Origin of the sequence: Nocardioides marinus (assembly GCF_013408145.1) — a bacterium.
Lineage (GTDB): Bacteria > Actinomycetota > Actinomycetes > Propionibacteriales > Nocardioidaceae > Nocardioides > Nocardioides marinus.
In genome coordinates this window covers 3184590-3203311 of the sequence record NZ_JACBZI010000001.1, presented here as the reverse complement: position 1 = coordinate 3203311, position 18722 = coordinate 3184590, and the positions used below count along the sequence as shown (strand labels likewise).

General features: G+C 71.0%; 16 protein-coding genes and 2 pseudogenes. 9 read left to right on the top strand and 9 right to left on the bottom strand.

Going from position 1 to position 18722, the window contains the following annotated elements; all coding sequences use genetic code 11:
• Window positions 1-1218 carry an IS110 family RNA-guided transposase gene (locus tag BKA05_RS15195; protein ID WP_179532179.1) on the bottom strand — a complete coding sequence of 406 codons (1218 nt, stop codon included), beginning with the start codon at window positions 1216-1218 and terminating at the stop codon, window positions 1-3.
• Window positions 1219-1480: 262 nt separating this feature from the next.
• Window positions 1481-2341 carry a GDSL-type esterase/lipase family protein gene (locus BKA05_RS20375; RefSeq protein WP_179532178.1) on the bottom strand — a complete coding sequence of 287 codons (861 nt, stop codon included), beginning with the start codon at window positions 2339-2341 and terminating at the stop codon, window positions 1481-1483.
• 106 nt (window positions 2342-2447) lie between these two features.
• Here BKA05_RS20375 and BKA05_RS15185 point away from each other — a divergent pair, with 106 nt between their 5' ends.
• Window positions 2448-3062, top strand: coding sequence for a hypothetical protein (locus BKA05_RS15185; protein ID WP_179532177.1), 615 nt, complete (start codon window positions 2448-2450; stop codon window positions 3060-3062).
• Between the two features lie 282 nt (window positions 3063-3344).
• Here BKA05_RS15185 and BKA05_RS15180 read toward each other — a convergent pair.
• Window positions 3345-4286 (bottom strand): annotated as a pseudogene (locus BKA05_RS15180) (IS256 family transposase); the annotation flags it as partial.
• Window positions 4287-4394: 108 nt separating this feature from the next.
• On the opposite strand from BKA05_RS15180, the gene BKA05_RS15175 reads away from it, so the two are divergent.
• Window positions 4395-5408, top strand: coding sequence for an IS481 family transposase (locus BKA05_RS15175; protein ID WP_179532176.1), 1014 nt, complete (start codon window positions 4395-4397; stop codon window positions 5406-5408).
• Here the strand turns inward: BKA05_RS15175 and BKA05_RS15170 are convergent.
• Both BKA05_RS15170 and BKA05_RS15165 read right to left on the bottom strand, forming a co-directional pair.
• Window positions 5406-5657: pseudogene (locus BKA05_RS15170) on the bottom strand (transposase); the annotation flags it as partial. The gene BKA05_RS15175 and the pseudogene BKA05_RS15170 sit on opposite strands and share 3 nt — an antisense overlap.
• Before the next feature lie 24 nt (window positions 5658-5681).
• Window positions 5682-6961 (bottom strand): IS3 family transposase gene (locus BKA05_RS15165; protein ID WP_179530774.1). Its coding sequence is split into 2 segments (ribosomal slippage): window positions 5682-6688 and window positions 6688-6961, totalling 1281 coding nucleotides; the frame shifts between segments, so codons are not numbered across the junction.
• 418 nt (window positions 6962-7379) lie between these two features.
• On the opposite strand from BKA05_RS15165, the gene BKA05_RS15160 reads away from it, so the two are divergent.
• Complete coding sequence (locus BKA05_RS15160; protein WP_179532175.1) at window positions 7380-8153, top strand: SGNH/GDSL hydrolase family protein; 774 nt, start codon at window positions 7380-7382, stop codon at window positions 8151-8153.
• Here the strand turns inward: BKA05_RS15160 and BKA05_RS15155 are convergent.
• Window positions 8150-9859 carry an SGNH/GDSL hydrolase family protein gene (locus BKA05_RS15155; RefSeq protein ID WP_179532174.1) on the bottom strand — a complete coding sequence of 570 codons (1710 nt, stop codon included), beginning with the start codon at window positions 9857-9859 and terminating at the stop codon, window positions 8150-8152. The two genes, BKA05_RS15160 and BKA05_RS15155, sit on opposite strands and share 4 nt — an antisense overlap.
• A gap of 322 nt (window positions 9860-10181) precedes the next feature.
• Between BKA05_RS15155 and BKA05_RS20370 the strand changes: the two genes are divergently transcribed.
• From BKA05_RS20370 to BKA05_RS15140, 3 genes are all read left to right on the top strand, one after another.
• Window positions 10182-11528 carry an Ig-like domain repeat protein gene (locus tag BKA05_RS20370; RefSeq protein ID WP_179532173.1) on the top strand — a complete coding sequence of 449 codons (1347 nt, stop codon included), beginning with the start codon at window positions 10182-10184 and terminating at the stop codon, window positions 11526-11528.
• An 86-nt stretch (window positions 11529-11614) separates the two neighbouring features.
• On the top strand, window positions 11615-13207 hold the full coding sequence (locus BKA05_RS15145; RefSeq protein WP_179532172.1) for a hypothetical protein: 1593 nt from the start codon (window positions 11615-11617) through the stop codon (window positions 13205-13207).
• The gene (locus tag BKA05_RS15140) at window positions 13204-13740 is read left to right on the top strand and encodes an NUDIX domain-containing protein (RefSeq protein ID WP_179532171.1); all 537 of its coding nucleotides are present in this window, start codon (window positions 13204-13206) and stop codon (window positions 13738-13740) included. Before BKA05_RS15145 ends, BKA05_RS15140 begins: the two co-directional genes overlap by 4 nt.
• 3 nt (window positions 13741-13743) lie before the next feature.
• Here the strand turns inward: BKA05_RS15140 and BKA05_RS15135 are convergent, their stop codons facing one another.
• A complete protein-coding gene (locus tag BKA05_RS15135; RefSeq protein WP_179532170.1) occupies window positions 13744-14622 on the bottom strand; it encodes a hypothetical protein in 879 nt (292 codons plus the stop codon).
• A gap of 214 nt (window positions 14623-14836) precedes the next feature.
• Between BKA05_RS15135 and BKA05_RS15130 the strand changes: the two genes are divergently transcribed.
• Complete coding sequence (locus BKA05_RS15130; RefSeq protein ID WP_179532169.1) at window positions 14837-16087, top strand: hypothetical protein; 1251 nt, start codon at window positions 14837-14839, stop codon at window positions 16085-16087.
• 99 nt (window positions 16088-16186) lie between these two features.
• Here BKA05_RS15130 and BKA05_RS15125 read toward each other — a convergent pair whose 3' ends face one another.
• Together BKA05_RS15125 and BKA05_RS15120 are read right to left on the bottom strand one after the other, a co-directional pair.
• Window positions 16187-17089: a dihydropteroate synthase gene (locus tag BKA05_RS15125; RefSeq protein ID WP_179532168.1), complete on the bottom strand. Its 903-nt coding sequence runs from the start codon at window positions 17087-17089 to the stop codon at window positions 16187-16189.
• Window positions 17086-17892, bottom strand: a complete 807-nt coding sequence (locus BKA05_RS15120; protein WP_246290360.1) for a pyrimidine reductase family protein — start codon at window positions 17890-17892, stop codon at window positions 17086-17088. The genes BKA05_RS15125 and BKA05_RS15120 overlap by 4 nt, the downstream gene beginning before the upstream one ends.
• Before the next feature lie 188 nt (window positions 17893-18080).
• Between BKA05_RS15120 and BKA05_RS15115 the strand changes: the two genes are divergently transcribed.
• A complete protein-coding gene (locus BKA05_RS15115) occupies window positions 18081-18326 on the top strand; it encodes a type II toxin-antitoxin system Phd/YefM family antitoxin (RefSeq protein WP_343045700.1) in 246 nt (81 codons plus the stop codon).
• Window positions 18323-18718: a PIN domain-containing protein gene (locus BKA05_RS15110; protein WP_179532166.1), complete on the top strand. Its 396-nt coding sequence runs from the start codon at window positions 18323-18325 to the stop codon at window positions 18716-18718. Before BKA05_RS15115 ends, BKA05_RS15110 begins: the two co-directional genes overlap by 4 nt.
• Window positions 18719-18722: the final 4 nt, after the last annotated feature.

Sequence of the window (18722 nt, the reverse complement as noted above, 5' to 3'; positions counted from 1 at the left end):
TCAAGCAGCCTCCGGCAGGAGGCTGTTGAGCCGGCCGTGTAGGTCGGGGTTGTAGGGCACCTGGTCGTGCCAGCAGCGCCACAAGATCCTGGTCCAGCCTTGGGCCAGGATCCGTGCCGCGTGGGGGTGGCGGCATCCGCGGGCGCGGGCCCTGTCGTAGGTGTCGCGTGCCCAGGCGTTGGCGCGGGGGGTGTCCTGGGCCCAGTCGACCAGTGCTGCCCGGAGTTGCTTGTTGCAGCCGCGTCGGTAGGCGACGTTGAGGTGCTTCCCCGACTGCCTCGTCGACGGCGCGACACCGGCTGCGGCTGCGAGTGCTGCGGGGTCGGGGAACCTGGCGCGGCAGTCACCGATCTCTGCCAACAGCGTGGCTGCGCGCACGACGCCGGCGCGGGGGAGGGACTGGAAGATCGGGCCATCGGGATGCGCGAGAAGTGCTTCCTTGATCCGAGCCTCGAGCTGCTCCTGCTCTTGCCGCAGGGTGGTGAGGAGGTCGACAAGGGTCAGCACGATGACCTCGCTGGCTTCAGCGGCTGCTCCGGTGATACGTCCGGTGGCGGCTTCGCGCAAGTGACCGACCAGCCGGGCTGGGGTGTGCCGGCCGCAGTAGGCGTTGGCTTTGAGCCAGTGCGCCATCCGCAGTTCGCTGAGCCAGGCAGCCTTGGCTTCGCTGGGGAAGCGTCGCAAGAAGGCCAGGCTGATGCCGATGTCGAGCTGGCTGAACAGGCCGATCGCGCCGGGGAAGTTGTGCTGCAACACCGCTAGCAGCTGGTTGTGCACCGCGATCCGGTGGTCGATGAGGTCGTGCCGGGCGCGGACCAGCATCCGCAGCGCGATCGTCTCGTCGCTGTCGGGCTGCACGACCGCCCAGCGGCCGGCGTCGGTCCGCAGTGCGTCGGCCAGGACGAACGCATCGAACCGGTCGTCCTTGTTGCCCGCGGCCCCGTACCGGGCGCGCAGCGACTTCACCTGCCGGGCGCTGATGACCACGACCTCGAATCCGTCGTGGATCAGATGCTCGACCACCGGCCCGTCGCCGCGCTCGATCCCAACCCGCTCCACCCCATGCCGGCGAAGCAGCAAGGTGATCTTTGCCAGTCCGGGCCGCGTGTGCGGCACGGTGGCCTCTTCGATGCGCTGCCCGTCGTCGTCGACGATGCACAGCGCGTGGTGCTGCCAGGACCAGTCGATCCCGGCGTAGGTGGGCGTAGCCTCAATCATGAGAGTGCTCCTTCCGTCAGCCCACGGATTCAGCACTCCGGTCCGGGACGTGACGGTCGGTCGCTCACTGAGGCGCTCCAGGCCGGCAAGCCTTGGCGCATAGCCCTATGGCCGATCTGCACGTCCCGGGCCACCGGGGCCTGCAACTCTCAGCCAGGTCGTCCCCGAAGGGCGACTCGCTCAGCCTGGCAGTGCCCCGATGGACCCGGGGTGCAGACAAGACGATTCGCCTCATCCACCCCAAGGGTCAACCAGTGAGCGCTCAGCTCGCCGGGGCGAGGCCTGAGCCGCGGAAGGCGTCGATCATCGAGGTGGCGATGAGCTCGTGGCCCTCGTCGTCGGGGACGCCGCCGACGGTGGTGAAGTCCGACCAGCCGTCGGGCTGCGGGCGGAGGACGAGGACGTCGGGGTCCTCCCGCCACGCACGGGCGACGGTGCGTTCGCGGGTCTCGGCCTGCGGGTTGGGAGTGCCCGGCCAGAAGGGGCTGACGGCCACGACGGCCGCGTCGGGGTAGCGGTCCGCGATCGCGGCGTCGAGCTCCTCGATCGCTGCCTTGGCCGCGTCGTTGGAGCCGTCGCCGCCGTACCCGCCCTGGATGATCACCAGGTCGGGGTCGACCGAGTCGGGGGAGTCGGTGAACAGGTCCAGCAGCGAGGTGCTCGACAGGTAGCCGGCACCCGGGGCGGTGGCCAGGCGGACGTCCCAGCCGAGCGTCTTGGAGATCAGGCTCGCGTAGGACGTGCCGGGGCTCGAGGCGCCCCGTCCGGCGGCGTACCCGTCGCCCACCAGCAGCACCACCGGCTGCGGCCGGTTGTCAGTGGGCTCGAGGACGTCGAAGGTGGGCGGCTCGTATGGATCGGCGTTGTCGTTTCCGCTGTCGCCGCCCTTGTCCTCATTCGTGTCCTTGCTGGCCTCGTCGCTCGAGGGGGCGCTGGGCAGGCCTCCGTTGGCGTCCCCGCCCCGCGGCGGGTTGCTCGAGTCGACCGCGGTCGCAGTGGCGATGTCGTCCTGCCACTGCTGGTAGCCGTAGGCGGTGCCGCCCACGACCACGATCGCCAGCAGGACGACCAGGACGACGGCGGGGGAGATGCCGGGGGAGGAGGAACCGGGAGCACGGCGCACGGGCGCGAGTGTAGGGCCGCAGCCGGATCCGCGCTGGGACGGTCGTCACGCGGTCCGTTCGACACAGGTCTCGTCGTGGGGCGTCGTCATCTGTCACAGTTCGCCGGTGCGCAACGACGACTGGCTCCCCGTGAGCGCCGCTGCCTTGGTGGCCGGCGCCATGGCGCTGCTGCTCGCCACCGTGCTCACGACCGACGGGGCCACCACCCAGGACATGTTCCGCACCGTGCAGGAGCAGGGCGGCCGCTGGCTGGGTGGGGCGGTCATGTACTTCCTCGCCTCGGTCGGCCTGATCCTCGGGCTCCCGGCGATCATCGTGCTGGTGCGCGGCCCCGGGCGGCGTACGGCGACGGCGGCCTGCGTGGTGCTGGCGGTGGGCTACCTCGGGACCGCGGGGTACGCCGCGCTGCTGATCTTCTTTCGCGCGCTCGTCGTCACCGAGGCGCTCACTCCAGCGGCCCTGGAGGCCGCGGCGAAGGAGAACGGGCTGATGGCGTTCGTCTTCGCCTGGGTCGGGGCGTTCTACCTCGGCGAGCTGCTGCTCGCGATCGCGCTGTGGCGTGCCGGCCCCGGTGTCATCGCCCGATGGGTGCCGCTCGCGCTACTCGGGCACGTGGTGTCGCTGGCGTTCGTCGGCGGACCCGCGTGGGTCAGCCAGGTCGCCGTCGTGCTGGTCGCGTTGCCGCTGTGTGGTCTGGCTATCCGGGTCGCCCAGCGGTAACTAGGGCCAGGCATCGTGACAGCCCTTTCCCGGTCGTAGGAGGCGTCAGGCGGGCTTGTTGATGCCCGGGTCGGGCACCGCGCGCGGGCCTCCGAAACGGCCTGCTCCGGCGGCGTAGTTCTCCCGGTGGCGCCGGATCACGTCGGACAGGTTCTCGCCACGTTCGTCGGCTTCGCGCAGTGCGGCTGCCCAGAGATCGTCGGGGACGTGGATGCTGCGTCGCGTCGTCGGTCAAGTCCAGGGGCGTGGTGTACGAGGTTGATCCCTCGGTTGGGAGTGTCGTCAGGCTGTGAGGGCCTGGAGTTCTAGCTCGGTGCTGGTCACCTCCTCGGTCGTGGTGTCGACTGCTTGAGCGCGGGCGAGGACGTCGAGTCCGAGGTAGCGGCGGCCTTCGGCCCACTCGTCGTGTTGCTCGGCGAGCACGGCACCGACGAGCCGGATGATGGACGTGCGGTCTGGGAAGATCCCGACGACGTCGGTGCGGCGGCGGATCTCGCGGTTGAGCCGCTCGTTGGGGTTGTTGGACCAGATCTGACGCCAGATCTCCTTGGGGAACGCGGTGAAGGCAAGGATGTCGGCGCGAGCGGTCTCGAGGTGCTCGGCGACGGCGGGGAGCTTCTCGGTCAGGGCGTCGAGGACCCGGTCGAACTGGGCGTGGACGGCCTCGGCGTCGGGTTGGTCGTAGATCGAGTGCAGCAGCGCCTTGACCCACGGCCATGAGGTCTTCGGGGTCGCGGCCATCAGGTTGGCCGCGTAGTGGGTGCGGCACCGCTGCCAGGCGGCGCCGGGGATGGTGGCGCCGATCGCGGCCACCAGGCCTGCGTGGGCATCGGAGGTGACGAGCTTGACCCCGGTCAGGCCGCGGGCGGTCAGGTCGCGGAAGAAGGCGAGCCAGCCGGCGCCGTCTTCGCTGGTGGTGACTTGGACGCCGAGGATCTCGCGGTGCCCATCCGCGTTGACCCCGGTCGCGACCAGGACGTGGACCGGCACGACGCGGCCGCCTTCGCGGACCTTGAGCACGAGTGCGTCAGCCGCGACGAAGGTGAACGGGCCGGCGTCCTCGAGGCGTCGGGTGCGGAACTCCTCGACGTGCTCGTCGAGCTCTTTGGCCATCACGCTGACTTGGGACTTCGACAGGCCGGTGATGCCGAGGGTCTGCACCAGCTTGTCCATCCGGCGGGTTGAGACGCCGAGCAGGTAGCAGGTCGCCACCACGCTGGTTAGGTGTTCTGACCACGGACGTTAGGTACGGCGGGTCGGCTGGACCATGACGAAGACCTCCGGGTGAGGTGTGGAGCTACCACAGCAACCACATCCACCACGGAGGTCTTCATGACCCACGCTAACGCCACCCTCACCCCAGCCGGGCGACTGCGTCTGGCCCAGCTCGTCGTCGACCACGACTGGACCTACGCCCGTGCCGCCGAACGGTTCTCCGTCAGCATCACCACCGCCCGCCGCTGGGCCCTGCGTTACCGCGAATCCGGCAGGGCCGGCATGGTCGACCGGTCCTCACGACCGCACCGCTGCCCAAACCAGCTGCCCCGACGAACCGAGCGTCGGATCGTGAGCCTGCGAGTCACCCGGCGCTGGGGACCGGCCCGGATCGCCTACCACCTCGGGCAGAACCCCTCGACCGTCCACCAGGTCCTGCGCCGCTACGGCTGCCCACGGCTGAAGTGGACCGACCCCGCCACCGGCACCCGGATCAAGACCTCCTCGCGGGACAAGCGACGCTACGAGCACGCCGCACCGGGCGATCTGGTCCACGTCGACATCAAGAAGCTCGGCAAGATCCCCGACGGCGGCGGCTGGCGCGTCCACGGCCGCGGATCAGCCCAAGACCGCAGCGCCGGCGCCACACGCGACCGGGCCGCCCGCTCCGGTGCCACACCCTCGCGCGGCTACGTCTACCTCCACCACGCCGTAGACGACCACTCCCGGCTGGCCTACTCCGAGATCCTCACCGACGAACGCAAGGAGACCGCCGCAGGGTTCTGGCAACGCGCCCGCGCCTACTTCGCCGAGCACGGCATCGCGGTCAGCGCCGTCTTGACCGACAACGGCTCCTGCTACCGATCACGGCTCTGGGCCGCGACCCTGGGCCAGGACGTCAAACACCGCCGCACCCGCCCCTACCGGCCCCAGACCAACGGCAAGGTCGAACGCTTCAACCGCACCCTGCTCGAGGAATGGGCCTACGCCTGCGCCTACACCTCAGAAGCCGACCGCGCGTCCGCCTACCCGGAGTGGCTCCATCACTACAATCACCACCGCGGCCACACCAGCCTCAAAGGCAAGTCACCCATCGACCGCGTGCCCAACCTCCCCGGGCAGAACAGTTAGGGCGCGTTCGGCTCGCTTGCGGCGCTCGAGCAGCCACTCGGGGTACAGCGACCCTTGCCGGAGCTTGGGGACCGCGACATCGAGGGTGCCGACGCGGGTGTCGAGGTCGCGGTGTCGGTAGCCGTTGCGGGAGTTGACCCGCTCCGAGGAGCGTTCGCCGTAGCCGGCGCCGCACACCGCGTCGGCCTGTGCGGAGAGCAGCGCGTTGACGAAGGTGGTCAGCAGGTCCCGCATCAGATCCGGGGATGAAGCGCCCCAGGTTCTCTGCCGGTCCTATACGGGTTGCGGCTCTCTGTTGAGAGTCGCGTAATGGGCCTGCTCGAACTCCACGGGAGTCATCATCCCAAGGGTCGAGTGCAGGCGTCTGTTGTTGTACCAATCAACCCAGCCGGCGGTGGCGTACTCGACGTCGCCGATGGTCCGGTAGGGACCCTGGTGGAAGATCGTGGTGCGGATGCACTCGGTCTTGTAGAGGCCGATGATGCATTCCATCAGGGCGTTGTCGTAGGCATCGGCAACAGTGCCGATCGAGGGCCGGATCCCTTCGTCGGCGAGGTGCTCGGTGAACGCGATCGCGGTGTATTGAGAGCCGGCGTCCGCGTGGCCGATCAGCTCGCCGGGCACGATCGGGTGGCCCTCGCGGCCGCGCTGCCACAGCGCCATTCGCAGCGGGATGTCGACGAGCTCCACGGCCTTGGTGGAGTCGATGTTCCACGCCACGATCCGCTGAGCGAAGACGTCGAGGATGAAGGCGACGTAGACGAACCCGGCCCACGTCCTGACATAGGTGAAGTCCATGACCCAGGTCCGGTTCGGCGCCACCGCGGTGAAGTCGCGGTCGAGCAGATCGCCAGCGCGGTTGCCGTCCTTGCCCGGGATGGTGGTCCGTATGCCCTTGGAGCGTCGAACCCCTTGCAGGCTTAGCGATCGCATCGCCCGATCCACCGCTCCCGGCGACGCATCGAGGCCGTGGCGGCGCACTGAGGTGATCATCTTCCGGCGCCCGTAGAGCCCTTCGGGGGTCATCCTGCGGACGCCTTGGTGGTCGACCTGCCACACGATGTCACGAACGGCGTTGATGACGCCTGCGTCGCTGACGACCCTGGGAGCGGGCGTGCGGTTGACGCGCGCCCACTCCCGATACGACCTCGCGGCGACCTGGCAGCCCTGCTCGCGCAGGACCCGACAGATCGACTCGACCGCGTGGCCTTCGGCTCGTAGCTCGTCGACGAACGCGACGATCAACGATTGCGGGGGTCGAGTTCCCCCGCGAAGAAAATCGAGGCCCGACGCAGGATCTCGTTGTCCTCCTCGAGCCGACGGACCTTCGCCTTCAGTTCCTTGATCTCAGCCAGTTCCTCCGACGTGGCCCCCTGACGCTGCCCGCCGTCGATCTGGGCCTGCGCAGCCCAGCGGCGAACCGTCTCCTTGCCCAGCCCCTCGCGGCGGGCGACGGCCTCAGCAGCCGCGGTCAGCGACGGGTACTCCGGCAGATGCTCCAGCACCTGCCGCACGCACCTGGCCTTCACCGCGGGATCGATCTTCTTCGGCATGCTGCTCATCCTCCTGGACTCAAACAGGAGCGGCATCAAACCTGGGGCGCTTCAGGATGCTTGGGACAGCTGCTCGTTCAGGAACTGGGCAGGGTCGATACTGGGCATGGCGGTCATCGGTGTGGTCCTTCTTCGAGTCGGTTTTCGCAGATCACTCGAAGGATCACCCGGTGGCCGTCTCTACGTCGGTAGGGACTCACTCACCGGGGCTGCTCGTACACCACTCTGCTGGACTCCACTGCGTCGTCCCCTTGCCCGGCATATCGCGAGTGTGAAGCCGGGCGCCACGACGCAGAGGATGCTTCGTCTCAGACTTTGCCGTCCCAGATGGCAAAGGTTCTGTGCGTAGATGTCATGACACCCGCGTAATCTCGGGTGTCATGACATCTACTCTGAGTAGTCCCCTCGGCGGCTCCCGATGAGCGCCTTCCGACGTCACCGCCACGCTCGCCGTGACGCCATTCGGGGACTGCTCGGCCTGCTTCTCGTGGTCGTCCTGGTCGCGGGAATTGTGTGGTGGCGCGGGGTGCCAGAGCCGGCCGACCCCGGTGTCGACACCTCAATGCCGATGACGTTCCAGCCGACGGTGGCGTTTGTCGGCGACTCCTACACCGGAGGGTCCTCGATGGGCGGCGTCGGAGCCGACGGTTTCCCGCAGGTGGTGTGTCGCGAGCTGGACTGCCATCCGATCCTCTTCGCCGTCGGCGGGTCCGGCTGGTGGCGCAAGAGTAAGGAGCGCATCACGTTCGGCGACATGCTCGACGACATCTGCAAGGCACTCCCGCAGGTGGTGTTCGTCGCGGGCGGCGCGAACGATGCCGACGGCCCCCCGGCCGTTGTCGACGACGGGATGGAGCAGTTCTTCGACAAGCTCGAGAAGTGCCTCCCGGCCGACACCGAGTTCGCGATCACCTCGCCGTTCTGGCGCGATGCCCCGATCCCTGAGGTTGAGCGACTGGCCGACGAGCTGGAGGCTCAGGCGGAGGAGCGGGGCTGGGACTACAAGTACATCTCCACCCTGTTCGCTGGCGTCGAGCACTCCTACATCGGCGAGGATCTGACTCATCCCGACGACGCCGGGCACCGTTACATCGCCGAGAATCTGGTGCCATTCCTGGCGCCGTTGATCCCGGAGCCGATGACCCTGACTGAGATCAGGGAGCGCGAGGAGAGCGTGTCCCGTCGCGGTTAACTGATCTTCTGGAGGACGGCGGTCTCGATCTTGCAGATGTTGCTTGCCGAGGCGGTGCCCCACTGAGCGGTGATCTTGAGGTCGTTGGCAATGGTGGTGTTCACGCCGATCTGCTTCGACGTCGCGGTCTGCACCTGGGAGGCGCTCGGCATCATCGACTGTCCGTGGACGGTGCCGTAGGCCGTACCCCCGGAGCCGGTGGAACGGATGACGCGTTCCAGTTCCGCCCACCACGCCTTGTCGGTCTGGGCGCCGGTCGCTGAGCCGTAGGACAGCGCGCCAAGGCTGGTGCCGCCGAGGCGTGCGCGCATGGTGAGGGTGCCGGAGGTGGCTTGGTTGTCGGTGTAGCCGGTGACGCGGAGGCGGTAGACCTCACCGGCCACCAACTCGCCCACACCGAGAGTGTGGACGTAGAGGTCGGTCTCGGTGGTGGTGTTGGTGACGGTGACCTCGGTCCCGCTGATGTCTTCGGCCAGCGGCGGGGTGCTGCCCTGTGGCCCCGCTGGGCCGACGGCGCGGCGGGGCGGGTCGGCGGGCAACAGGCGGGCGATGCGTGAGGTCAGCCAGTCGGCGAGGTAGTTCTGGCCCGCGAGTGTGGGGTGGGGCAGGTTGGCGCCGTTGATGTAGGTGTCGGCGTTCCCGTTCCCGGCGGGGCTGCTGGCGTTGCCGGAGCCGGTGAAGATCGGGTCCGTCAGCGTGTCGACCAGGGCGTCGGCGTACCCGTTGGCTCCGGCGAAGATCGCGTCCTGCACCGTGTTCCAGGTGGCGAGGCTGGTCGACTGCTCGACGAAGGGCCCAACGCAGATCAGCACCGCGTCGGGCAGTCCGGCGCGCAGCGCGGACCAGAACGCGGCCGAGGCGGTCTGGATGTCGCCTGCCGAGGAAGACCCGTCGTTGCGGCCGCCGGCCACGATCACGAGCTGCGGGGCTAGGTCGATGACGTCGTTCGTGAGGCGGTCGGCGAACTTCACGTTCCCGCCGGTCCCGGGGTTGATGTACCCGGTGCCGCCGACGCCGGACTCGATGAGGTTCTCGATGCCGAGGTGGCGGCCGAGGTGGCGGGCGTACCCCATGAGGGTCTGGTTCGCGCCCTGGGTGAAGGAGTCGCCGAGCACAACGCCGGTCGGGCCTTCAAGGGCGGGCTTGTAGAAGTAGTCAGCGGCGACGGCGCGGACTCCGGCGAAGGCACAGCCGAACTGCTCGACGGTGATCTCATGCAGGGTGCCGTCCAGGCCGGTGACCTTCACCCACCGCTGACCGGCGGTCAGGGTGAGCATCTGCTCGGCGGTGAACTGCCCATCGACTGAGATCCGGGCGTTCCCGCCGGTCCCGGCCGAGAGTAGTTCGACCTCGAAGTCGGTGGCGTCGGTGATGAACCGGATCGGGTGTGAGGGGTTCGTGGTGTTGGTGACCGTCTTGTGTGACGAGACGACGGAGTTGTACCAGGGGAACGAGTTGGTCGGGTGGACGGTGATGGAGTCCCCGCCGCCGATCGAGTCGACGCCGAGGTAGAGGAAGGGGGCGTCCGGGTCCACGGCAGTGCCTGCGCCACCGCCGCCGACCCTGGGACGGTGCCAGGTGCCGCCAGCGAGCGTCGCTGAGGTCTCGACCGTGACCGTGGGCGGCTCGGTCATCACGAGGTCGGCGTCACGGACGCGAGCGGCGGTCTTGATCGACGCAAGCGAGGCCGAAAGACTCGAGGACAACGATCGAGGCGCTGTCAGCCGGGTGGCCGACGCCAGGGCAAAGGGCTACCCCGCCCCGTCGCGGTCGCCTGCGACACTGAGGGCAACCGGTTTGGCACAGTCTGCGCACCCCAGGCGTGCACGCATCCGATCCGCCATATCAAGGATTGGGTGCCCCGGCGGACCATCGTGTTGGACCTCTGCTGACCCGAAGTGCCGTCCGCACTACCGCGGTGCTCGGATCGGCGACTTGGTTCTGCGCAACGAGGGCGATGGTGTTCGGGCTTGTTCGGAGTCGACGAGACCGACCGCCGGTGACGCACGGGCACGCCATGCTCAGCGGGTGCTCCCCACCCTGCGCCTCGCGCCCCGCTCCCGCCGTGGTCCCCGGATCGCCGGAGGGCTCGGCACCCTCGCCCTGGCGCTCCTCCTGCCGGCGCTCGCCGTCACGCCCGTCTCGGCGGATACGCCGATGGCAGTCCCGGGCTTCGAGCACGTCGACGTCGACCTCGAGCGGCCGACGCAGATCCACTCCGACGCCGCGGGGAACCTCTACGTCTACGACATGCCGCGCAACCTCATCCTGCGCATCACCCCCGCCGGGCTGACCAGCGTCGTCGTGGGCAACGGCGAGCAAGGCCTCATCCAGGCGGGGCCCGCCACCGCGACGCCGCTGGGGTGGATCGAGGACATGGCCGTCGGTCCCGACGGCACCCTCTACCTCGTCGACCACACCGCGTACGCCGTCGCCGTGGTCTCCCCGGCGGGTGACCTGCGGCTGGTCGGGGACCGATGGGGGACGACGAGCGGGATCGGCGTCGACGCCGCGGGCAACATCTACGTGGCCGACTGCGGCCGGGACGCGATCAGCCGGATCAGCCCCGACGGGACGACCACGGTGCTGCTCGACCGGGCCAGCGGCGTACCGGGATGGCGCGAGCAGTTCCACCCCGAGACCATCGAGGTGACCCCCGACGGGTCGGTGATCGTCGAGGACACCGGCAACTACGTGCTGGACCGCATCGCCCCCGACGGCACCACCACCATCGTCGCCGGCACCGGGGATGAGTGGGACCGGCCGCTGCCCGGCCCCGCCACCGAGACCACCGTCTACGTCCAGTCCATGACCGCCGCCCCGGACGGCACGTTGTACTTCCTCGGGCACGCCGAGGGCATCGGACGCATCACCCCCGACGGCGACCTGAGCCTGCTGCGCCTGCCCAAGGACGAGGACGGTCTCTCGGTGCGCGGCTACAGCATCGGGATGGCCGTCGACGGTCGCCTCGTGCTGCGGATCCTCGACGAGCCGGGGCTGTGGCTCGTCGACCCCGACGACCTGACCACCTACGACCCCCGGGTCCCCGAGGACCCGTGGGGCGGCAGGACGATGCCGACCTTCGGCAGCGGCTACCAGACGAGGGTCACCGCGGGCCGGACCTGGCGCGCGAACGTCGGCCTGTACGACGACGAGACCGGTCAGCCGGCCACCGGCACGGTCCACCTCGTGGTCAAGGGGAAGGCCCTGCCCCCCGTCGAGCTCGTCGACGGTGCGGCGAGCCTGAGGACGAAGCTGCCCTGGAAGCGCGGCACCCACACGGTCGAGGCGTACTACTCCGGCGACGAGTCGTTCCTCGAGAGCCGGCGGTCCTTCGAGGTGGAGGTCCTGAAGCGGAAGAAGCGCCACAGGTGACGGGTCCCGGTGCCCGCTCGTGAACTCGGACCGGGGGAGGGACCCGGCCGGTAGGGTGCCCCGGACGCCTCGAGATCGGTGGTGCAGTGAGCGACGTCGGTGAGCCCGCGCACCGGATCGGTGTCGCCAACCTCGACGCCGTCGAGCAGACCCGCACCTGGCTGGCGCTGGGTGGCCCCCAGGCCACCCGCACCCTCGTCGGCGCACTGCGTACGGCGCTGCTGCTGGCCGACACCGTGGTGCTGGACCGCAACCAGGTCTTCGAGGGCGTCTTCTTCATCGCGATGACCCCCGACCGGCTCGCGTGGGAGCTGGGGCTGCCCCCGGGCGCACCGCTGCCGCTGAGCGTGGGGCTGCTGAACAACGCCGAGGCCTCCCTGTGGCCGCGCCAGCAGCCGCCGTGGCTGACCGAGCACGGTGGGTCGTGGGCACTGGACGAGGCCGCCGTACGCGACCTCGACCGCAACTACCTCGCCGTCCCCGGCGACCGGCAGCGGGTCTCCTCCCCGATGATCGCCCTCACCGGGCGCTACGACGGCCAGGTGGCCGACGGCGGCCTCAGCGTCAACGCCCCCGCGCCGTCGCCGGCGTGGCAGGAGCAGACCGACCCTGCGTTCCTCCCGCCCCACCTGTGGTCGCGGGAGCCCCGCGACGACGTGCTCGCCGCCGAGACCATCCGGCGCGGCAGACTGGCGTGGCTGGAGGCGATGAAGACCGGCCGCGTGGCCGTCGAGCCGTGGGCCCGCGCCGCCCTGCAGATGGGTCCCGCGCTCGAGCGCGCCCTGCCCACGGACCCCGCCGTCCGGCGCCTCGCCATCGAGCTGCTGGCGCTCGAGGAGATCGTCGGGCACACGGAGGAGTGCGGCTGCGTCCACGCCGACCTCTCCCCGAGCACGAACGCCTCGGGCACGGACGCCTCGCGCGACGTCACGGCGTCCAGCGGGGTCTGCGGGCGTCGCCACGTCGGCCGGCGCTCGCTGCTGGTGCGCTGGCTCGACGGGCTGGACGTCCCCGAGCTGAGCCCGCCGCGCATGGGCTCGGCCTGGGAGGGCGCGACGTACGAGACCCGGGAGGCGGCCTTCCGGTGGTGGAGCACCGCCTACTACGACGCGATCTGCGAGCGCGACGGGCTGCGGATGCTGAACCTGCACGGGGTGGGCGCCGCCACCGGGGCCGAGGCCGCGCTCGAGGTCGCCTGGGGGCTGCGCCGCCCCGACCCCAGCCGCTGGGAGCGGGCCCGCTCCCGGCTCTCGCGACGCTCGGGCGGTGAGCAGGGCGACCTGGTCGTCGAAGGCGAGATGGTGCGGCACCTGCGCGACCTCGGCCCGTGGAAGTTCGCCTCACTGCGCGAGCAGGACGTCGTCGACCGGACCGAGCTGTGGAAGCGGCCCCGCAACCGCGACATGTTCGAGCTGGCGCTCGCCGTGCGCGAGGCGGCCGACCAGCACGAGAAACGGCTGCGGCGCATCGTCGTCGACCTGCGCCGGCTCCTCGTCGTGGCCGTGATCGCCGCCGCGTTCGCCTTCAAGGACGCCGGCTTCCTCCCCGACCGCGGCGGCCCTGTCGTCGCCTTCTGGCTGGTGCTCGGCATCCTCGCCGGCTTCCCCTGGGACGCCGCCCGGTCCCTGCTGACCATGTCGCCCGGCGACCTCGAGTCGACCCTGAGGATCCGCGAGTGACCGGCATCGGCGACCCCTCGTCGGGGGAGTGGCGCGTCGTGTGGCGCGGCGCCGGCGAGCGCCTGTTCGTCGAGCGACAGCACGGCAGCGACCACCCGCGGCACCGGTTCCGCTCCAACGGGCCCGGCGACGGCGCCGTCGTCATCGTGCGTGACGACGACGGGCGGGTGCTCCTGCTCGAGATCCACCGGCACGTCCTCGGTCGGACCCTGCTCGAGCTGCCGAGGGGGCAGGCCGAGGCCGACGACCCCGACCCGGTCACCACGGCCACGCGCGAGCTGCTCGAGGAGTCCGGGCACACCATGACCGGCGGACGGGTGCTCGGTCAGGTGTACCCGGACAGCGGCCTGTCCGGCGACGCGGTGCACGTCGTCGTCGCCACCGGGGTGACCCGCGGCTCGGCCGACGCCGCCGAGTTCCCCGTGCAGCACTGGCTCGACGCCGACGAGCTGGCTGCCGCCGTACGACGGGGGGAGCTGCGGGACGGCATCAGCCTCGCCGCCCTCGCACTCCTCAGGGCAACCGGAGCCTGAGGGTCACAGCGGCTCGGGCGGCATCATCACCGAGCGGCCGTCGGGGCCCATGGCCGGGAACGGCGCGGTGGCGCGCTTGAGGAGCCGACGGGCCTCGAGGTCGACAGCGGTCTCCGCCGCCGTGACCGGCAGGCCGGTGGCGGCCGACAGGTAGTCGCGCAGGCCGCGGAACTGCTCGACCTGGTCGACGCGGATGTGGCAGCCGCGCGACCGGCTGTCGGTGCGGTGACGGCCCTTGCCCACCTGGAACCTGACGGTCAGCTGGCCCAGGCCCATGGTGCCGGGGACCCGAGGGTCGGGCTCGCGCCAATCGATCCCGGTGATGTCGTCGACCGGCACCTTGGCCGTCGTGGACGTCGTGAAGGTCGGGTTGCCCCTCCGGTCGCGTCCGGTGACCCACCTGACGGCCTGGTTGGCGAAGTGCATCGAGTACGTCCTGCCGTCGAAGCGCTGCTCGATCGGGTTGTCCGGCATCAGTCGCAGCTTGCGCGGACCGTCGTAGGTGCGGACCTCGCCCAACCCCTCGAACGGCGGCAGCTGCGACAGCCCGAGCTTGGCGTAGGCCTTCTCCATGGTGGGGCCGGAGTCGTCACCGGGTGCCAGGTCGACAGTCGCGGGCGCCGCGAGCGGGGTGGCCGGTGCGGTCGGGGGTGCGGTGGCCGGTGGTGCCGTGCGGGCGGCGGCGGGGGTCGGGCTCGGTGCGGTGGGGAGCGGCTTGTCGCCGAGCACCAGGGCGGCGACCAGCAGGGCGCCGAGCAGCACCGCCCAGACGAACCCGATGACGATCCACACCAGCAGGAGGGCGACGAGGGTGACCGCGGTGCGGCGGCCGGTGAGCAGGGTGCGGCGCAGCACGGTGGCGGCGGGGCGGAGGGAGTCCATGGGCGTCAGCGTGGAGGCAATGGTGTCGCAGCGGGCGGTGCGCCGGGTTCCCGAACAAGTCCGAACGCGTCGGTCGCCGCCCTGGGGCGCCAGGTCGCCGTCGTACCAGGCCTGCTCGGTGGCGTGGTCTAGCCGTCCGGTGCGGCAGCGGCCCGCGGATGCGCACGCAAAGTAAAGTCCGCTCGTCCCCGTCGCCCCAGACCAGAGGTCCCTGATGCACCGTCGCCGGTCGGTCCGCGTGTTGTTGCTCCTGCTGGGGACCATGGTCGCCCTGGTGTCCGGTCTGGTCGCCACACCGGCCGTGGCGGCGCCCCCGGCGCCGCAGGTGGTGAGCTGGGCCGTCGACGGCAGGCAGGTGTTCGTCGACTACACCTACACGCCCACCGCGGGCGAGGACCTGCTCAGGTTCGAGGGCGTGATCGAGGTCGAGGGCCGACCCACCCGTGAGCAGGAGTGGCCGGCGGACACCCGGTGGCTGACCTGGGCGGACGGCCAGGCTGCGGACGGTGCACGGTTCACGATGTCGTTGCGGGCGGTCGACACCTCCGGGCCGGGGGAGTGGGCCGTCATCGAGGGCGCCCTCGGTGGTCGGCTCGCGGAGGCGCCGACCGGTCTGAAGGCCGCCAGCCGGGCACAGGACGACGTGATCGCCCTGTCCTGGGACCCGGCTCCCGGTGAGCCGGACGCCCGCTACGAGGTCGTGGTGCGCCTGGCCGTGCGGGGACCGTACGACGCGCAGCGGTTCGTCGTGGACGAGCCGCGCGCCGACGTACCCCACTCCCTGGGGCACACCCCGGGCAGCTTCGCGGTGAGGGCACTGACCGAGAGCGGGTACGGGTACCCGTCGCCGGAGCTGGAGTTCGTCCACGAGGACCAGTGGGCCGCGCCGGTGTGGATGCAGCTCAAGCCCCGGGCGGGTGGCTTCTTCGTGGCGTGGCGCAGCTTCAAGAAGAGCCACAAGACGGTCGGCCGGCCCGACTCGTGGCTGGTGGAGGTGGACGGGGAGCCCGTCGACTTCCAGACCGCCCGCACCAGGAAGGACACCGTCAAGGGCTTCGTGCGCGGCCTGACCCACGGCACCGAGCACGTGGTGACGGTGCGCGGCGTGACCGCCGCCTTCGGTCCGGGCCTGCCGATCTCCGCGACCGGGCGGACGTACGCCGCCCCCGAGCAGATGCCGGCGCCGCGGGTGAAGCCCGGACGGCGCGGTGGCGACCGGACCGTGCTCGTGTCCTGGGGCGACCCCTCCTGGGGCGAGGCGCCGCCGTGCTGCTTCCGCATCACCGCCGACGGCCGCGGCGCCGGCGGGGCGAGGACGACGATCCGGCGCTTCGTCGACGCCGAGCTGCGGCGTACGGACTTCGGGGTCGGGACGACGGGGCCGTGGCGGTTCACCATCGAGGCCAAGACCGGCAGCGGGTTCTCCCCGGTGTCCGCGGCCAGCGCGAAGGTGCGGGCGCGGTAGGTCGGGTCTCGACGCGCGCTCGTCGCTGGCGCTCCTCGCTGCTCGACCACCTGGGTGTGCGGTGGTCTCGACGCTTGCTCGACCACCTGGGGGAGGTGGTCAGAGGGTGTGGAGGGTCCTGAGGGCGGCGGCGACGCGGGGGACCTCGTGGACGCGGTAGATGCCGGTGCGGCCGAGGTGGGCGAGGACCGCGAAGAAGTGCTCGGCGGAGCGGACCTCCTCGCCCCACAGGTGGCGGGCCGCGGGGAGGGCGTGGCACAGCGGGAGGCCCAGCGCGCGCAGGCGGAAGGTCTCCAGCAGGACGTGGGACTGGTAGGCCACGCGGGCGTCCATCGTGGGGGCCCAGCGGAAGCCGAAGCCGATGCCCGGGTCGAGCGAGAGGCTGGTGACGCCGGCGGCGCGGGCCGCCGCGATGCGGGCCTCGAACTGCGGGGTCATGTGGGCGATCGGGTCCGCGCCCGGGTCGGCGTCGGGGTCGAGGTCGCGGGGGTGGGTGCCGCCGACGTGGCAGAGGATCACGCTGGCGTCGTACTGCGCGGCGAGGGCGAACATCTCCTCGTCGTGCGCCGAGCCGGTGAGGTTGAGGACCCGGGCGCCGGCTTCGAAGGAGGCCTTCACGACGCTGGGGTGGTAGGCCTCGACCGAGACGACGACGCCGTCCCGGGTCAGCCCCTCGATCACCGGGACCAGCTGCTCGACCTGCTGCTCGGCCGCGACGTCGGCGGCGTAGTCCTGGATCGACTCCGCGCCCACGTCGATGAGGTGCGCGCCCTGGGCGACCTGGAGCCGGCCGAGGCGCAGGGCGGCCTCGGTGCCGATGGCGACCGACTCGCGGTACCAGCTGTCCCTGGACAGGTTGACCACGCCCATGATGACCGGGTCGGTGTCGGTGTCGACCTCGCGGGCGGTGTCGGGGGTGGCGAGCCGGAACGGGGCGACCGGGGCGTCGAGCAGGTCGCCGTGCTCGGTCACCAGCGCCGCCAGGCGACGCAGGTCGATCACGAGTTCGCTCCTGCGTCCGCGCCGTCGTTGCTGCTGTCGCTGTCGCTGTCGCTGCCGCGGCCCGTGGCCTCGGCGGTGCGGGTGTAGCGCAGCATGAGGAACTCCTCGGCGGTCAGGACGTGCTGGAGCACCATCGCGCCCGGGTCGCTGACCATCGGCGTGCTCGGGGTGTTGTCGGTGCCGACCAGCATCGGGGCGATCGTGATGTCGGCCTCGTCCAGCAGCCCGGCCTCGGTCACCTGGTGCAGCAGGCCCGGCCCGCCCTCGCAGACGACCCGGCCCAGGCCGCGGCGGTGCAGCTGCTCGAGCACCTGCTCGGCGTCGACCTTCTCCCCGGGCAGCCGCACGACCTCGCAGCGCTGGCGGACGTCGTCGACCTTCGCCGGGTCCGCGGAGGAGGTGGTGAACACGATCGGGGTGACGTCGGAGTCGGTGAACCCGCCCGGGTCCAGCGGCAGGTCGAGGCTCCCGGACACCACGGCGAGCACCGGGGCCGGGGCCTGGCCGGCCTCGCGGCGTACGTCGGCGTCCTCGGCGCGCGCCCTCAGCGGGCCGTAGCCCTCGGCCTTCATCGTGCCGCCACCCACGAGGACGACGTCGGCGAAGCGGCGTACGGCGCGCAGCACCGCGCGGTCCGCGCCGCCCGACACCGAGCCGCTGAGCCCGTCGTCGCCCGCGGCCGCGCCGTCGAGGGTGCAGACCATCATCGCGCGGACGTAGGCCCGCTCGGTGGTGTCGGGCCACGGGTAGTGGTGGGAGAGGGCGTCGTCGTCGACCGGGCCCGGCTGGGGGCCGTGGATCATCAGCACGCCTGTGAATCTACGGGGGTGGGTCATGCCCGGCGGGGTGGTCCAGGCAGGGCGGTCCCTCAGGGCGGGTCGGGTCTCGTGGCTCGCTGCGCTCGCACCTCGACCGGCGGTGGTGGGTCGCTGCGCTCGCACCTCGACCGGCGGACCGAACGCGAAGTGCTACGCAGCGCTACACTCTGGGGGTGCGGATCATCACCCAGCGGGAGCTGCGCAACGACAATGCTGCGGTGATGCGTGACGTCGAGGCAGGGGAGTCCTTCCTGGTGACCAAGCACGGCAAGCCCGTGGCGCGGCTCGTCCCCGCGGGTGTCGACGAGCTGCCGGTGGCGCGCGAGGCGACCGTGCGTGGTGGATTCCAGGCACTGCCGCGAGTGCGTGTCGATCTGAGTACGGCCGAGGTGCTGGACGACCTGCGCGGGGAGCGGTGAGCACCTACGTCGACACCTCGGCGGCGGCGAAGCTGCTGGTCGAGGAGCCCCACTCGGCGGCCTTCGGTGCCTGGACCGACGACCACCCCGACGTGGTGGGGACCCTGTTGCTCGAGACCGAGCTCCGGCGTACGGCGCACCGGCTCGGTGTCGACCAGGGGGCCGTGAGCGAGCTGTTGCGTCGCTTCCGGCTCTTCGAGGTCACCGCGGGGACGTTGCGTGAGGCCGGCGCGCTGCCCGGTGCTCGGCTGCGCTCGCTGGATGCACTGCACCTCGCCGCCGCCCTGCGCTTGGGCTGCCAGGCGATCGCGACCTACGACGAGCGCATGGCTGACGCGGCACGTGAGCTCGGGTTCGACGTGGTGGCGCCGGGGGTGCCAGGCGGCGCGTGAGCCG

Excerpts from the sequence above, each read along its gene's own strand:
- BKA05_RS15195 (WP_179532179.1), bottom strand. The coding sequence starts at position 1,218 with ATGATTGAGGCTACGCCCACCTACGCCGGGATCGACTGGTCCTGGCAG.
- BKA05_RS15175 (WP_179532176.1), top strand. The coding sequence starts at position 4,395 with ATGACCCACGCTAACGCCACCCTCACCCCAGCCGGGCGACTGCGTCTG.
- BKA05_RS15160 (WP_179532175.1), top strand. The coding sequence starts at position 7,380 with ATGAGCGCCTTCCGACGTCACCGCCACGCTCGCCGTGACGCCATTCGG.
- BKA05_RS15135 (WP_179532170.1), bottom strand. The coding sequence starts at position 14,622 with ATGGACTCCCTCCGCCCCGCCGCCACCGTGCTGCGCCGCACCCTGCTC.
- BKA05_RS15130 (WP_179532169.1), top strand. The coding sequence starts at position 14,837 with ATGCACCGTCGCCGGTCGGTCCGCGTGTTGTTGCTCCTGCTGGGGACC.
- BKA05_RS15120 (WP_246290360.1), bottom strand. The coding sequence starts at position 17,892 with ATGATCCACGGCCCCCAGCCGGGCCCGGTCGACGACGACGCCCTCTCC.